Below are 14,828 nucleotides of genomic sequence, written 5' to 3'. Positions count from 1 at the left end.
CAGCAGGTGGGCATGACGGCTTCTGCGCCGGCCGGCACGACCGGCGGACAGGGCACCGGGGCCCCTCCGGGGGCGGGCACGGACTTCGGCTTCTGCCGGGTCACCATCGTGGCACCCGACAGTCGCATCGACGTGGCGCTGCCCGACGACGTACCGGTCGCCGACCTCTACCCGGAGATCCTGAGGCTTTCCCAACAGGATCCCGCCGACGGAGCCCCGGTCGGCTACCACCTCGTACGCCGCGACGGAGCCGTCCTCGACAGTGCCCGGTCGTTCGCGGCGCAGCGGATCCTCGACGGGGAACTGCTCACTCTGCGCCCGTTCTCCGAGTCGCTGCCGCCCGCCGTCTTCGACGACGTCTCCGAGGCAGTGGCCTCGGCCGTGACCCGTGACCGCACCCTGTGGAACGGCGAACTCACCCGCGCCGCCGGTCTCGTGGCGGGCGGCATCCTGCCCGCGCTGATCGCCTTCGTGTCCTGGAGTTCCCAGATCCGCCACGACATGTACAGCCTCCAGGGCGTCGTTGCCGCCGTGACGGGAGTTCTCCTGATCACTTTCGCGTGCGTACGCGCGCGCGTGTACGACGACCGGGGATCCGCGGTCGCCCTGGGGCTCGGCGCTCTCCCCAATGTCGCAGTGGCCGGCTCCGGGCTGGTGCCGCTCTCCGACGGAGAAGGCATCGGAAGGCTCCAGTTCCTGCTCGCCTGCGTGGCGGTCCTCGTCGCCTCGGTCGTGCTCACTCTGGTGGCGCCGAGTGGTGACGGCCCCTTCGTGGCGTTCCTCTTCGCCTCCTTGATCGGGCTGCTCACCACGTTCATCGCCATCCGCACGCAACTGGCGCCCATCGAGACGGCCGCCATCTGCGCCACGCTCGGAGTGGGTGCGCTTGCCTTCCTGCCGGCCCTGTCCATGCGTTTCGCTAGGCTGCCCATCGGCTTCGAACCGCCCAACACCTCGCGCGGCGGCTACGGGGCAGACCCCCAGGCCACCCAGGAGCCTGTCGACGCCGAGCGCATCGCGGCCCAGGTCCGCCGCGGCCACGAACTTCTCGTGGGCCTCGTCGGCGGTTGCGCCCTCGTCGCCGTGGGCTCGTCCATCGTCCTCGGCTTCTCGAGCAACCTGTGGGCGCAACTCCTCGCCGTCGCCACGGGTGTCGCGATGCTGATGCGAGCTCACCTGTTCCGGTACACCGCGCAGATCGCCGCCACGCTGGCGGCCGGTCTCGCCGCTCTCGTCTTCCTCGGACTCGGGCTCGCCCTGAATCCACCTCAGGAGTACTGGCGCGATGCGCTCCAGGGCGACACCGCCGCCCTCGATCTCCGCAGTGTCTGGCTCGCTGCGGCTGTGGCCGCAGCCGCCACTCTGGTCACCGCGATCGGCCTTGTCGCCCCGCGGCGCGGTGTCACTCCCTTCTGGGGGCGCTTCCTGGAGATCGCCGAGAACTTCGTTCTGCTGACGCTGGTTCCGCTGGCTCTTGCGGTCTTCGACGTGTACACGCAGGCGCGCGCCATGACGAGCAACTGACCGGGCCTGCCTGGTACCGCTCGGCGGGTCCGGTCCTCATCAACGGGTCAGGACGGGCCGCTGCTGTCAGCCGTGCAGGCTTGCCATGAAGCTCCCCCTCGGCGGCCCCATCTGCGGCTACACCCGGCATGTGACCGGTGAGAACCGAACCGCCGTCCAACACCCGGCCAACGGCGACGAGCTGTCCTCTGCGATCACGTGGCCTTCTTCGACCTCGACGACGGCCAGGAGATCTGGTCGCACGCGTTCCCCGTCCACGGCATCGGCGCCACTCCGGAGAAGCCGACGACCAGCAGCCTCCAGGACTCCCCGAGCGTGACCCTCACGCACGACACGGTGGCCGTTACCTGGGGCGGCGGCTCGATCGCGTACGACATGGACCGCGGCAAGCAGCGGTGGAGCACAAAGGTGACCGGCACCTGCCACGACGTGGGCGCCGCCGGCGGAGGCGCGTTGCTGGTGCGCCAGGAATGCTGAAGCGGCGACAAGGACCTCCCCGTCGACACCTGGGACTTCCGCACCTTCAAGGTCCGTGCGGTGGCCCCGGCCACCGGCTGCACCCTGTGGACGTACGCCGCCGCCAAGCACGTCCGCGAACTCGACATCCCGTCCACCGCCCCCGCTGTCCTCGCCGTGTCGGCCGGCGACACGGGCATCACGGAACTGCTCTCCCTCGACGACGACGGCGAGAACCGAGCCACGACCGCCTCCAGAACGGCACCTATGTCGGCGAGTGCGCGATCGAGGACGACTACGTCGTCATCGACGACTGCCCGACTGTCGCCGTCGGCGCCGGCCAGGTCTTCCTGCGCAGCAAGGACGACATCGCGGGGCACACCAGCAACTGGGTCATCGGCTTCGACCTGGCGACCGGGAACACCACCCAGAAGTTCGAGTCCGGCCCCGACTCCCTGCTTGTCCCCGTCGAAATGAGCGGTGACCGACTCCTGGCGCTGCGCGAGAGCCAGGACCGCATCTCGCCCAGCGCACTCGTCGAACTCGACCCGGAGACCGGCAAGGAGACACCGTTCTTCTACTTCAACCTGCCGCTCGAGGCGGAGACGTTCACGTCGACGGACTTCACCGACGTCCTGGTCCACAGCGGTCTCCTCTTCTTCGGCGCCAAGTCCGTCACCGGGCCCGTCAAGGACCAGCCGCGGTGGGTCTACGCGGTCCTCGGCATCGAGAGCGGCGCGGCGACGAAGGGCCCGTGACCGCGGACGAGCGGCGATCTGCCGGCAGCGGCTACTGCGCCGCTGCTCACCCGCCCCCCGGCCCCGCCTCCAGATCGAACTCCCCGTCCCGCGCCCCCAGCACGAACGCCCGCCACTCCGCCTCCGTGTACCGCAGCACGGTCTCCGGGTCGAGTGACGACCGCATCGCCACGGCCCCGCCGGGCAGCTGGGCGATCTCGACGCGCTCCTCGTGCTCCTCCGTGCCCGGCGCGCACTCCCACGCAACCCCCGAGATGTCGAGCGCGTAGAGCTCGTCCCGCTCCCGCTCCTTGCGTGCCTTGATCTCCGCTTCCGTCTCGCCCATGCCGCAGCGACCCCTTCCCGACGTACGAATCCCGACGTACGAATCCCGCCGTAATGAATCTCGACGTACGAATCCCGCCGTACGAATGCCACGTACGAATCCCGCCGTACTAAAACGATCTGTGCGGTTCAGCCTAGTGGCCGCCCCCGCCCCGCCCCCGTGCTTTGCGGCCCCCGGCGCAGACGTCGTCGACCGGCTGGTACTCTGGTCGACGGCCGTTTGTGTACGCACCCCCGGAGCCCCCCAAGGGACGCCCTGGAGGCCGCGCCCAGCGGATCCCCGCCTTCCGAGTAACGGAAGCTCCCCCGAGACAAAGACCGGGGGCACTCGGTGGCCACTGACAAAGACTACGAGGAGTACGCGTGTCGCTCGACGCCGCTACGAAGAAGCAGATCATCTCCGAGTTCGGCCAGAAGGAGGGCGACACCGGCTCCCCCGAGGTCCAGGTCGCCATGCTCTCGCGTCGGATCTCCGACCTGACCGAGCACCTCAAGACCCACAAGCACGACCACCACTCCCGTCGTGGTCTGCTGATCCTGGTCGGCCAGCGTCGCCGTCTGCTGCAGTACCTGGCCAAGAAGGACATCCAGCGCTTCCGTGCGCTGGTCGACCGCCTCGGCATCCGCCGCGGTGCGGCCGGCGCCAAGTAAGACGCCAGGAAGGGAGCGGTTCCCGACCCGATCGGGGGCCGCTCCCTTTGCCGTATGTACGGATTGCCGTATGTGCGGAAACATGCGGAGTGTCACTCACTCTTTGTAGTGTGGTAGCACAACGCAGTACGCAGTACGCAGGACAGAGCAACAAGACAGAGCACGAGGAGAGGCGCGAAGCGCATCAGCCGCCGCCGGTCCTCGGTAGTGGCCCCCGGGGGAATGCGAACCCCGGGTGCTTCGATCGAAGACCGGCCCGCACCGCACGGAGCGCTTCTCCGCCACCGTCCCCCTGCCACACGGGCAGCCGCGGGACGAAAGACGACAAGTAACGGAGAAAACGCTAGTGGAGAACGAGACCCACTACGCCGAGGCCGTCATCGACAACGGCGCCTTCGGCACCCGCACCATCCGCTTCGAGACGGGCCGCCTGGCCAAGCAGGCCGCCGGCTCCGCCGTGGCGTACCTGGACGACGACACCATGGTGCTGTCGGCCACCACCGCCTCCAAGAACCCCAAGGACCAGCTCGACTTCTTCCCCCTGACGGTGGACGTCGAGGAGCGGATGTACGCCGCCGGCAAGATCCCCGGCAGCTTCTTCCGCCGTGAGGGCCGCCCTTCCGAGGACGCCATCCTCACCTGCCGCCTCATCGACCGCCCGCTGCGCCCGTCCTTCAAGAAGGGCCTTCGCAACGAGATCCAGGTCGTCGCCACGATCATGGCCCTCAACCCCGACCACCTGTACGACGTCGTGGCGATCAACGCCGCGTCCGCGTCCACGCAGCTGGCCGGCCTGCCCTTCTCCGGCCCGATCGGCGGCGTGCGCGTCGCGCTGATCAACGGCCAGTGGGTCGCCTTCCCGACGCACACCGAGCTCGAGGACGCCGTCTTCGACATGGTCGTCGCGGGCCGTGTCCTGGAGGACGGCGACGTCGCGATCATGATGGTCGAGGCCGAGGCCACCGACAAGACCATCCAGCTCGTCAAGGGCGGCGCGGAGGCCCCCACCGAGGAGGTCGTCGCCGCCGGTCTCGAGGCCGCGAAGCCCTTCATCAAGGTGCTCTGCAAGGCCCAGGCCGACCTCGCCGCCAAGGCCGCCAAGCCGACCGGCGAGTTCCCGATCTTCCTCGACTACCAGGACGACATCCTGGAGGCGCTGTCCGCCGCCGTCCGTCCGGAGCTCGCCTCCGCGCTGACCATCGCGGGCAAGCAGGAGCGCGAGTCCGAGCTGGACCGGGTCAAGGCGCTCGCCGCCGAGAAGCTCCTGCCGGAGTTCGAGGGCCGCGAGAAGGAGATCTCCGCCGCGTACCGCTCGCTCACCAAGCAGCTGGTCCGCGAGCGCGTGATCAAGGAGAAGAAGCGCATCGACGGCCGCGGCGTCACGGACATCCGTACGCTCGCCGCCGAGGTCGAGGCCATCCCGCGCGTGCACGGTTCCGCCGTGTTCGAGCGTGGCGAGACCCAGATCCTGGGCGTCACCACCCTCAACATGCTCCGTATGGAGCAGCAGCTGGACACCCTCTCCCCGGTGACCCGCAAGCGCTACATGCACAACTACAACTTCCCGCCGTACTCCACCGGCGAGACCGGCCGCGTCGGCTCCCCGAAGCGCCGCGAGATCGGCCACGGCGCCCTCGCCGAGCGCGCGCTCGTGCCGGTCCTGCCGACCCGCGAGGAGTTCCCCTACGCGATCCGCCAGGTCTCCGAGGCGCTCAGCTCGAACGGCTCGACGTCCATGGGCTCGGTCTGCGCCTCCACCATGTCGCTGCTGAACGCCGGTGTGCCCCTGAAGGCCCCCGTCGCCGGTATCGCCATGGGCCTGATCTCCCAGGAGATCGACGGCGAGACGCACTACGTCACCCTCACCGACATCCTCGGTGCGGAGGACGCCTTCGGCGACATGGACTTCAAGGTCGCCGGCACCAAGGAGTTCGTCACCGCCCTCCAGCTCGACACCAAGCTGGACGGCATCCCGGCCTCCGTCCTGGCCGCCGCCCTCAAGCAGGCCCGTGACGCCCGCCTCCACATCCTCGACGTGATGATGGAAGCGATCGACACGCCGGACGAGATGTCCCCCAACGCGCCGCGGATCATCACCGTGAAGATCCCGGTCGACAAGATCGGCGAGGTCATCGGCCCCAAGGGCAAGATGATCAACCAGATCCAGGAGGACACCGGCGCCGAGATCACCATCGAGGACGACGGCACCATCTACATCGGCGCCGCCGACGGCCCGTCCGCCGAGGCGGCCCGTACGACGATCAACGGCATCGCCAACCCGACGATGCCCGAGGTCGGCGAGCGCTACCTGGGTACGGTCGTGAAGACGACGACCTTCGGTGCGTTCGTGTCGCTGCTCCCGGGCAAGGACGGTCTGCTGCACATCTCGCAGATCCGCAAGCTGGCCGGCGGCAAGCGCGTGGAGAACGTCGAGGACGTCGTCGGCGTGGGCCAGAAGGTCCAGGTCGAGATCGCCGAGATCGACTCCCGCGGCAAGCTCTCCCTGATCCCCGTGATCGAGGGCGAGGGCGAAGCAGCCTCTGACGACAAGAAGGACGACGCCGACCAGTGACGTCCCGTGGCTCCAAGGCGACGGCCCGCACCTCTTCGGAGGCGCGGGCCGTCGCCCGTACCCAAACCCTGATCAAGGGCGAGAACGGTATCGGTACGGTCCGCAAGACCACCCTCCCGGGCGGCCTGCGCATCGTCACCGAGACCCTTCCCTCGGTCCGCTCCGCCACCTTCGGCATCTGGGCCCACGTCGGCTCCCGCGACGAGACCCCCTCGCTGAACGGCGCCACCCACTACCTCGAACACCTCCTCTTCAAGGGCACCTCCCGGCGCAGCGCGCTGGACATCTCCTCCGCCCTCGACGCGGTCGGCGGCGAGATGAACGCGTTCACCGCCAAGGAGTACACGTGCTACTACGCGCGCGTGCTCGACGCCGACCTGCCGCTCGCCATCGACGTCGTCAGCGACATGCTGACCGGCTCGCTCATCCTCGAGGAGGACGTCAACGTCGAGCGCGGCGCGATCCTCGAGGAGATCGCGATGACGGAGGACGACCCCGGCGACTGCGTGCACGACCTGTTCGCACAGACGATGTTCGGCGAGACCGCCCTCGGCCGCCCGGTCCTCGGCACCGTCGACACGGTCAACGCCCTCACCGCCGACCGCATCCGCCGCTTCTACAAGAAGCACTACGACCCCACCCACCTGGTGGTCGCGGCCGCCGGCAACGTCGACCACGCCAAGGTCGTGCGCCAGGTCCGCGCGGCCTTCGAGAAGGCGGGCGCCCTGAAGAACGGGGACGCCGTCCCGATCGATCCGCGCGACGGCCGGCGCACGATCCGCACCGCGGGCCGCGTCGAACTGCTCGGCCGCAAGACCGAGCAGGCGCACGTCGTCCTCGGCATGCCCGGCCTCGCCCGCACCGACGACCGCCGCTGGGCGCTCGGCGTCCTCAACACCGCCCTCGGCGGCGGGATGTCCTCCCGCCTCTTCCAGGAGGTCCGCGAGAAGCGCGGCCTGGCCTACAGCGTGTACTCGTACACCTCCGGCTTCGCCGACTGCGGCCTCTTCGGCGTGTACGCCGGCTGCCGGCCCTCGCAGGTGCACGACGTGCTGAAGATCTGCCGCGACGAACTGGACCACGTCGCCGAGCACGGCCTGTCCGACGACGAGATCAGCCGCGCGATCGGCCAGCTCAGGGGCTCCACGGTGCTCGGCCTGGAGGACACCGGCGCGCTCATGAACCGCATCGGCAAGAGCGAGCTGTGCTGGGGCGACCAGATGTCGGTCGACGACATGCTGGCCCGGATAGCGGCCGTGACCCCGGACGAGGTCCGTTCGGTGGCCCGCGACATCCTGGGACAGCGCCCGTCGCTGTCGGTCATCGGTCCCCTCAAGGACAAGCAGGCCGCCCGGCTGCACGACGCGGTCGCCTGACAGCGGTGTAATCCACTCCCCGTAAGGAAGCACAACAGATGAGCAAGCTGCGCGTGGCGGTCCTCGGCGCCAAGGGCCGGATCGGTTCCGAGGCGGTCCGGGCGGTCGAGGCCGCCGAGGACCTGGAGCTGGTGGCCGCCCTCGGCCGCGGCGACAAGCTGGAGACGCTGGCCGAGACCGGCGCCCAGGTCGCCGTCGAACTGACCACCCCGGCCTCCGTCATGGACAACCTCGAGTACTGCGTACGGCACGGCATCCACGCCGTCGTCGGTACGACGGGCTGGACCGACGAGCGCCTCACGCAGCTGAAGGGCTGGCTGGACGCGTCCCCCGGGACGGGCGTGCTCATCGCGCCGAACTTCTCCATCGGCGCCGTCCTCACCATGAGGTTCGCGCAGATCGCGGCCCCGTACTTCGAGTCGGTCGAGGTCGTGGAACTGCACCACCCGAACAAGGTGGACGCCCCGTCCGGCACCGCCACGCGCACCGCCCAGCTCATCGCCGAGGCCCGCCGCGCGGCAGGCACGGCCCCGGCGCCGGACGCTACGACGACGGCCCTGGACGGCGCCCGCGGAGCCAGTGTGGACGGCATCCCCGTGCACGCCGTCCGCCTGCGCGGGCTGCTGGCACACCAGGAGGTCCTGCTCGGCGGCGAGGGCGAGACCCTCACCGTCCGCCACGACTCGCTCCACCACAGCAGCTTCATGCCGGGCATCCTGCTGGGCGCGCGCCGCGTGGTGACCGCTCCGGGCCTGACGTTCGGCCTGGAGCACTTCCTGGACCTGAGCTGAGCCCCGGAACCATGCGCGCCAAGCTCTCCTACGCCCTCACGGCCGCCGTCCTGGTCTTCTACTTCGTCCTGGTCGGCAGCCGCGGCGTCATGCTCGTACAGTCCGGCACGGTCATCACCGTGACCTTCGGCGTCGCCGTCCTCATCCTGCCGGTCATCGGCGTCTGGTTCCTGTGGAAGAACACCCAGTTCGTCCGCCGGGCCAACGCGCTCGCCGCCGAACTCGACGCGGAGGGCGGCCTGCCCGTGGACGAGCTGAAGCGCACCCCCGGCGGGCGTATCGACCGGGACTCCGCCGACGAGGTCTTCGCCCGCCGCAAGGCCGAGACGGAGGCCGCCCCCGACGACTGGCGCAGCTGGTTCCGCCTGGCCGTCGCCTACCACGACGCCCGCGACACCCCGCGGGCCCGCAAGGCGATGCAGCGGGCCATCAGCCTCCACGACGGAAAGCGGATCGAGACCGCCTGAACCGCCTGCCGTATGCCGAAGGGGTCGGCCGCAGACATCTGCGGCCGACCCCTTCGGCGAATTGCGCCCTCAGCCGAGCCGGTTCTCCGCGGCCCACGCCTCCACCGCGTCCGCCGCCCGGTCGAAGGCCTCGAGCCGCCCCAGGAAGTCCGCCCCGTGCGTGGTCAGCAGTTGCATGGTCTCCTGTGGCCGGTCCCGCCGTACGACGGTCAGCGCCTGCCCCTGGACGGTCCGCGGCAGGCCCAGCCAGCGCACCGGCTGCTGCACGGTCCGTACGGCCGCCACCCGGTTCCACGGCACGGTCCTCGTGAGCAGGAACCGCACCTGCCTGAGCCCGCGCGGGCTCACCCACACGCCCACCCGCAGCAGCCGCAGCGCACCGACGATCACCAACAGGGAGACGCCGAAGATGACCGCGGCCTCGGACATCGATCCGGTCAGCGCGATCACCACCGCGGCGAACAGCACGTACGAGGCGAGCAGCAGTGCCAGCGCGGCCGTCGCGACCCGCCAGGGGCCGGGGCGGTAGGGGCGCCGCCAGCGCTCACGGTCCTCGAAGGGCAGCGCGACGTCGTCGGCTGCGTCGAATGCGCGGTCGGCCGTCAGGAAGGGCAGGGGCACGGCTGGTCCTCACTCGTCCATGCGTGGGCTGTGCCCGGTGAGGCTATCCGGCCGGATACCCGCTCACCACCATCGGGGGTCCGGATGGAGTCAGTGCCCCTGGGACGCCTGCGACTGCGGGGTCTGTGAGGTGTGGTCCACGGTCAGGGCCGGCATCCCGATGACCAGGGAGCCCACCAGTGCGGCGACGATGGTGAGCCCGAGGAGCCATCGCCCGGCCATCTGGCCGAAGGAGGACCGCTCGCGGGGCGGGGGAGTGACATTGCTTCGGAACCTGTCCGCCTCGGCGAGGAAGGCGAACGGTACGGGTTCACGCCGGCGGAGCATCGGGGGACCGCACCTTTCGGGACTCGAACGAATCGCTGCTGTCAACACAGACGACCGAGTGCCACAAAAGGTGCCCGTCTCGCCTGAATTCACAGATCTTTTCCGAGGATGTCGCGGCCGGCACCGAACGCCCCGTTGTCAGTGGCGGCCCGTAGAGTGGGCGCCGCCCACAGAAGTGATGGAAGGGACCCTCCGACCCGTGACCGACACCCCCGCCGACGACCTCACGCCCAGCTTTCGAAGCGACGTCACCGTCGAGCTGGTCAAGCACAGCGCGTCCGACTCCGACGTGCTGTGGGCCGCCCGAGTGTCCACCGCCGGCGAGCAGTCCCTGGATGAGCTGGCGAAGGACCCCGAGCGCTCCAAGGGTCTGATCAACTACCTGATGCGGGACCGGCACGGCAGCCCCTTCGAGCACAACTCGATGACCTTCTTCATCAGCGCCCCGATCTTCGTCTTCCGCGAGTTCATGCGGCACCGGGTCGGGTGGTGCCTGCCGGGGGACGCCATGATCCGCGTCGGCACCGGCAAGAACGGCGAAGCCAGACGGATCGCGGACGTCCATCGGGACTGGAAGACCGGTGTGCCCGATTCCATGGGGCGTACGCGCACGCTGAAGTCCGGCCGGAACCTCTTGGCCGACACCGTCGACCTCGAGACCGGGTTGGCGGAGAAGGCGCCCGTGGTCGACGTCTTCGAGTCCGGCGTGAAGCCGATCCTCAAGATGTCGACAACGAACGGGAACGCTCTGCGATGCACCGCGGAGCACCGTGTATGGACGCCGGACGGCTGGGTCCGCGCCGGTGACCTGCGCGCCGGCGACCGGGTCGGGCGGCTGGGTCGTGTGGGGGCCGGCGAGCGGGTGGGCATCCCGGAGCGCCTGCGTGAGGGCATTCGGATCTGGACCACCGAGCAGCGGGCCGAGCTCGTCGCGCCCATGGACCTGTGCTACATCTGCGACGAGAAGTTCGAGGCCGAGGACCTGGAGCTGGTTCACGTCGTCCCGGTGGACGCCGATCTGACCAAGGCGCTCGACGTCTCGAACCTGCGACCGGCCTGCAAGCCGTGTCACGAGCGGAAGACCGACGGCGAAGGCGTGCCGACCGGAGTGCGCACCCGCGCCCTTCAGGACGGCGTGTGCTGGGAGAGCGTCGTCTCCGTCGTCCCCGACGGGGAGGAGATGACCTACGACATCGCCATGCCGCCGCCGCACCACAACTTCATCGCGGACGGTTTCGTCGTACACAATTCGTACAACGAGGAGTCGGGGCGCTACCGCGAGCTCCAGCCGGTCTTCTACGTTCCCGGTGAGGACCGCAAGCTGGTACAGCAGGGACGCCCCGGCAGGTACGAGTTCGTCCACGGCACTCCCGAACAGTACGGCGCCGTCACCGACGCGATGGAGGAGTCCTACCGGCAGTCCTACGCCGCGTACCAGGAGATGCTGGCGGCCGGCATCGCCCGCGAGGTGGCCCGCGCCACCCTGCCCGTCGGCCTGTTCTCCACGATGTACGCCACCTGCAACGCCCGCTCGCTCATGCACTTCCTCGGCCTGCGCACCCAGCACGAACTGGCCAGGGTTCCTTCCTTCCCGCAGCGGGAGATCGAGATGGTGGGTGAGAAGATGGAGGCCGAGTGGGCGAAGCTCATGCCCCTCACGTACGCGGCCTTCAATGCCAATGGACGTGTGGCTCCGTAGCGAAGGCCTGTTCGCGCGCCCGGCACACATGTGCGGGTCATCCGCGCGAAGTGTCCGTATTGCGGCATTTGGAGAAGTTCATCTAGCCTGATCAAACGGACCCGGTACTGCTTGAACCCCCGAGCAGGCAGTACCGGGATCCGCATTTGTCCTGACTTATCCCGACCCCCCGAGGGCAGACCAGAGGGGGAGCAACGAGTAGCGTGTTACCCATGGCTCCGACCTCCACTCCGCAGACCCCCTTCGGGCGGGTCCTCACCGCCATGGTCACGCCCTTCACGGCGGACGGCGCACTCGACCTCGACGGCGCACAGCGGCTCGCCACCCACCTGGTGGACGCAGGCAACGACGGCCTGATCATCAACGGCACCACCGGCGAGTCGCCCACCACCAGTGACGCGGAGAAATCGGACCTCGTACGAGCCGTTCTGGAGGCCGTCGGCGACCGGGCCCACATCGTGGCCGGAGTCGGCACCAACGACACGCACCACAGCATCGAACTGGCCAAGGCCGCCGAGCGGACGGGCGCACACGGCCTCCTGGTCGTCACCCCGTACTACAACAAGCCCCCGCAGGAGGGCCTGTACCGCCACTTCACGGCCGTCGCCGACGCCACCGAATTGCCGGTCATGCTCTACGACATCCCCGGCCGCAGCGGCGTCCCGATCAACACCGAGACGCTCGTCCGCCTCGCCGAGCATCCCCGGATCGTCGCCAACAAGGACGCCAAGGGCGATCTCGGCCGGGCCGGCTGGGCCATCGCCCGCTCCCGCCTGGCCTGGTACTCGGGCGACGACATGCTGAACCTGCCGCTGCTCTCCGTGGGCGCCGTCGGCTTCGTCTCGGTCGTCGGGCATGTCGTCACCCCCGACCTGCGGGCTCTCGTCGACGCCTTCGTCGCCGGCGAGGTCCAGAAGGCCACCGAGATCCACCAGAAGCTGCTCCCGGTCTACACCGGCATGTTCCGCACCCAGGGCGTCATGACGACCAAGGCCGCCCTGGCCCTCCAGGGCCTGCCCGCAGGACCCCTGCGCTCGCCCATGGTCGAGTGCTCACCCGAAGAGATCGAGCAGCTCAAGATCGATCTTGCCGCCGGCGGGGTACAGCTCTGACAACAGACTTCACAACTGAATAGGCAGGCCACCGGTGCCTGCGATCCACAACGACAACTGCTTCTGCACGAACGTCACGCGCGCCACGTGCCCTACCGGTACGTGGCGTGCGTGTTTGAGGAGAGTCTTTTGAGTCATCCGCATCCCGAACTGGGCCCGCCGCCGCCGCTCCCGAAGGGCGGCCTGCGGGTCACGCCACTCGGCGGCCTCGGCGAGATCGGCCGCAACATGACGGTCTTCGAGTACGGCGGCCGTCTGCTGATCGTCGACTGTGGGGTGCTCTTCCCCGAGGAGGAGCAGCCCGGGATCGACCTGATCCTGCCGGACTTCTCGTCCATCAGGGACCGCCTCGACGAGGTCGAGGGCATCGTCCTCACGCACGGCCACGAGGACCACATCGGCGCCGTCCCCTACCTCCTCCGGGAGAAGCCGGACATCCCGCTGATCGGTTCCAAGCTGACCCTGGCCCTCATCGAGGCGAAGCTCCAGGAGCACCGCATCCGCCCGTACACCCTCGAGGTGGCGGAGGGGAACCGCGAGCGCGTCGGTCCCTTCGACTGCGAGTTCATCGCCGTCAACCACTCCATCCCGGACGCCCTGGCGGTCGCGATCCGCACCCCCGCCGGCATGGTGGTCCACACCGGCGACTTCAAGATGGACCAGCTCCCGCTGGACGGCCGTCTCACGGATCTGCACGCGTTCGCCCGCCTGAGCGAGGAGGGCATCGACCTTCTTCTCTCCGACTCGACGAACGCCGAGGTCCCCGGTTTCGTGCCGCCCGAGCGGGACATCTCCAACGTCCTGCGCACGGTCTTCGCGAACGCCCGCAAGCGGATCATCGTGGCCAGCTTCGCCAGCCATGTCCACCGCATCCAGCAGATCCTGGACACCGCGCACGAGTACGGCCGCCGGGTCGCCTTCGTCGGCCGTTCGATGGTCCGCAACATGGGCATCGCCCGTGACCTCGGCTATCTGAAGGTCCCGCCGGGCCTCGTCGTGGATGTCAAGACCCTCGACGACCTCCCGGACCACGAGATCGTCCTGGTCTGCACGGGCTCCCAGGGCGAACCGATGGCCGCCCTGTCCCGCATGGCCAACCGCGACCACCAGATCCGCATCGTCCCCGGCGACACCGTGATCCTGGCGTCCTCGCTGATCCCCGGCAACGAGAACGCGGTCTACCGCGTGATCAACGGCCTGACCCGCTGGGGCGCCAACGTCGTCCACAAGGGCAACGCCAAGGTCCACGTCTCGGGCCACGCCTCGGCGGGCGAGCTGTTGTACTTCTACAACATCTGCCGCCCGAAGAACCTGATGCCGGTCCACGGCGAATGGCGCCACCTGCGCGCCAACGCCGAACTGGGCGCCCTGACCGGTGTCCCGCACGACCGCATCGTGATCGCCGAGGACGGCATCGCCGTCGACCTCGTCGAAGGCAAGGCGAAGATCTCCGGCAAGGTCCAGGCGGGTTACGTCTACGTCGACGGCCTCTCGGTCGGCGACGTCGGCGAGCCGGCCCTGAAGGACCGGAAGATCCTCGGCGACGAGGGCATCATCTCGGTCTTCGTGGTCGTTGACTCCTCCACAGGAAAGATCACCGGAGGGCCGCACATCCAGGCCCGCGGTTCGGGTATCGAGGACTCGGCCTTCTCGGAGGTCACTCCGAAGATCACCGAGGTCCTGGAGCGCTCGGCCCAGGACGGTGTGGTCGAGCCCCACCAGCTGCAGCAGCTCATCCGCCGCACCCTGGGCAAATGGGTCTCCGACACGTATCGCCGCAGGCCGATGATCCTCCCGGTCGTGGTGGAGGTCTGAGCCACGTACGACCCGTCGTACGCGTGAACCTGGAGCGGGGCGCCTCGATTTGCATCGAGCCGCCCCGCTCCAGTACGTTTACGGCTCCGCCCGAACGGGAACTCGGACGCTTCGCGCGTCGGAACCAGTCCCCGGGAGGGGCCGGGAAAACCGACTCAGAACCTCTGATAAAGTCGGAACCGCCGGAAAGGAAACCGCGAAACAAAAGCGGGAGCCTGGAAAGCACCGAGGAAATCGGATCGGGAAACGGTCTGGTAGAGTCGGAAACGCAAGACCGAAGGGAAGCCCGGAGGAAAGCCTGAGAGAGTCTCTCGGGTGAGTACAAAGGAAGCTTT

At 69.0% G+C, this 14,828-nt stretch carries 14 protein-coding genes and 1 pseudogene; 12 read left to right on the top strand and 3 right to left on the bottom strand.

The window, feature by feature from the left end:
* The first annotated feature begins 12 nt into the window (after positions 1–12).
* From eccD to ABT057_RS46795, 3 genes are all read left to right on the top strand, one after another.
* On the top strand, positions 13–1,524 hold the full coding sequence (gene eccD, locus ABT057_RS46805; protein WP_352351095.1) for a type VII secretion integral membrane protein EccD: 1,512 nt from the start codon (positions 13–15) through the stop codon (positions 1,522–1,524).
* Positions 1,525–1,722: 198 nt separating this feature from the next.
* Positions 1,723–2,001 (top strand): hypothetical protein, encoded by a 279-nt coding sequence (locus ABT057_RS46800; protein ID WP_352351093.1) that lies wholly within the window; start codon positions 1,723–1,725, stop codon positions 1,999–2,001.
* An 86-nt stretch (positions 2,002–2,087) separates the two neighbouring features.
* Positions 2,088–2,738 carry a hypothetical protein gene (locus ABT057_RS46795; protein ID WP_352351091.1) on the top strand — a complete coding sequence of 217 codons (651 nt, stop codon included), beginning with the start codon at positions 2,088–2,090 and terminating at the stop codon, positions 2,736–2,738.
* A gap of 46 nt (positions 2,739–2,784) precedes the next feature.
* Here the strand turns inward: ABT057_RS46795 and ABT057_RS46790 are convergent, their stop codons facing one another.
* Entirely contained in the window at positions 2,785–3,063 is a 279-nt protein-coding gene (locus tag ABT057_RS46790) for a DUF397 domain-containing protein (protein WP_352351089.1), read from the bottom strand.
* Positions 3,064–3,425: 362 nt separating this feature from the next.
* Between ABT057_RS46790 and rpsO the strand changes: the two genes are divergently transcribed.
* The 5 genes from rpsO to ABT057_RS46765 all read left to right on the top strand — a co-directional run bounded on the left by rpsO (position 3,426) and on the right by ABT057_RS46765 (position 8,919).
* Positions 3,426–3,713, top strand: a complete 288-nt coding sequence (gene rpsO / locus ABT057_RS46785; protein WP_037741887.1) for a 30S ribosomal protein S15 — start codon at positions 3,426–3,428, stop codon at positions 3,711–3,713.
* Positions 3,714–4,059: 346 nt separating this feature from the next.
* Positions 4,060–6,285 carry a polyribonucleotide nucleotidyltransferase gene (locus tag ABT057_RS46780; RefSeq protein ID WP_352351086.1) on the top strand — a complete coding sequence of 742 codons (2,226 nt, stop codon included), beginning with the start codon at positions 4,060–4,062 and terminating at the stop codon, positions 6,283–6,285.
* Positions 6,282–7,661, top strand: a complete 1,380-nt coding sequence (locus tag ABT057_RS46775; RefSeq protein WP_352351084.1) for a M16 family metallopeptidase — start codon at positions 6,282–6,284, stop codon at positions 7,659–7,661. The genes ABT057_RS46780 and ABT057_RS46775 overlap by 4 nt, the downstream gene beginning before the upstream one ends.
* 38 nt (positions 7,662–7,699) lie before the next feature.
* Positions 7,700–8,452, top strand: a complete 753-nt coding sequence (dapB, locus tag ABT057_RS46770) for a 4-hydroxy-tetrahydrodipicolinate reductase (RefSeq protein ID WP_352351082.1) — start codon at positions 7,700–7,702, stop codon at positions 8,450–8,452.
* 11 nt (positions 8,453–8,463) lie between these two features.
* Complete coding sequence (locus tag ABT057_RS46765) at positions 8,464–8,919, top strand: hypothetical protein (RefSeq protein WP_352351080.1); 456 nt, start codon at positions 8,464–8,466, stop codon at positions 8,917–8,919.
* A 69-nt stretch (positions 8,920–8,988) separates the two neighbouring features.
* Here the strand turns inward: ABT057_RS46765 and ABT057_RS46760 are convergent, their stop codons facing one another.
* Positions 8,989–9,540, bottom strand: coding sequence for an SCO5741 family PH domain-containing membrane protein (locus ABT057_RS46760; protein ID WP_352351078.1), 552 nt, complete (start codon positions 9,538–9,540; stop codon positions 8,989–8,991).
* Positions 9,541–9,630: 90 nt separating this feature from the next.
* On the bottom strand, positions 9,631–9,867 hold the full coding sequence (locus ABT057_RS46755; RefSeq protein WP_352351076.1) for a hypothetical protein: 237 nt from the start codon (positions 9,865–9,867) through the stop codon (positions 9,631–9,633).
* Between the two features lie 199 nt (positions 9,868–10,066).
* On the opposite strand from ABT057_RS46755, the pseudogene ABT057_RS46750 reads away from it, so the two are divergent.
* The 4 genes and pseudogenes from ABT057_RS46750 to ABT057_RS46730 all read left to right on the top strand — a co-directional run.
* A pseudogene (locus tag ABT057_RS46750) lies at positions 10,067–10,357 on the top strand (FAD-dependent thymidylate synthase); the annotation flags it as partial.
* A complete protein-coding gene (thyX, locus tag ABT057_RS49360) occupies positions 10,337–11,566 on the top strand; it encodes an FAD-dependent thymidylate synthase (protein WP_502974085.1) in 1,230 nt (409 codons plus the stop codon). The pseudogene ABT057_RS46750 and the gene thyX, both read left to right, overlap by 21 nt.
* Before the next feature lie 212 nt (positions 11,567–11,778).
* Positions 11,779–12,678, top strand: coding sequence for a 4-hydroxy-tetrahydrodipicolinate synthase (gene dapA / locus ABT057_RS46735; protein ID WP_352351074.1), 900 nt, complete (start codon positions 11,779–11,781; stop codon positions 12,676–12,678).
* A 129-nt stretch (positions 12,679–12,807) separates the two neighbouring features.
* Positions 12,808–14,493 (top strand): ribonuclease J, encoded by a 1,686-nt coding sequence (locus ABT057_RS46730; protein WP_352351072.1) that lies wholly within the window; start codon positions 12,808–12,810, stop codon positions 14,491–14,493.
* Positions 14,494–14,828 lie beyond the last annotated feature (335 nt).

This window comes from Streptomyces sp. NPDC002588 (assembly GCF_040295925.1).
Lineage (GTDB): Bacteria > Actinomycetota > Actinomycetes > Streptomycetales > Streptomycetaceae > Streptomyces.
Note: the sequence above shows the minus strand (reverse complement) of the source record. Positions and strands in the feature narration are given on the sequence as shown.

Excerpts from the sequence above, each read along its gene's own strand:
- ABT057_RS46755 (WP_352351076.1), bottom strand. The coding sequence starts at position 9,867 with ATGCTCCGCCGGCGTGAACCCGTACCGTTCGCCTTCCTCGCCGAGGCG.
- eccD (WP_352351095.1), top strand. The coding sequence starts at position 13 with ATGACGGCTTCTGCGCCGGCCGGCACGACCGGCGGACAGGGCACCGGG.
- ABT057_RS46765 (WP_352351080.1), top strand. The coding sequence starts at position 8,464 with ATGCGCGCCAAGCTCTCCTACGCCCTCACGGCCGCCGTCCTGGTCTTC.
- dapA (WP_352351074.1), top strand. The coding sequence starts at position 11,779 with ATGGCTCCGACCTCCACTCCGCAGACCCCCTTCGGGCGGGTCCTCACC.
- dapB (WP_352351082.1), top strand. The coding sequence starts at position 7,700 with ATGAGCAAGCTGCGCGTGGCGGTCCTCGGCGCCAAGGGCCGGATCGGT.
- ABT057_RS46790 (WP_352351089.1), bottom strand. The coding sequence starts at position 3,063 with ATGGGCGAGACGGAAGCGGAGATCAAGGCACGCAAGGAGCGGGAGCGG.
- thyX (WP_502974085.1), top strand. The coding sequence starts at position 10,337 with ATGCGGCACCGGGTCGGGTGGTGCCTGCCGGGGGACGCCATGATCCGC.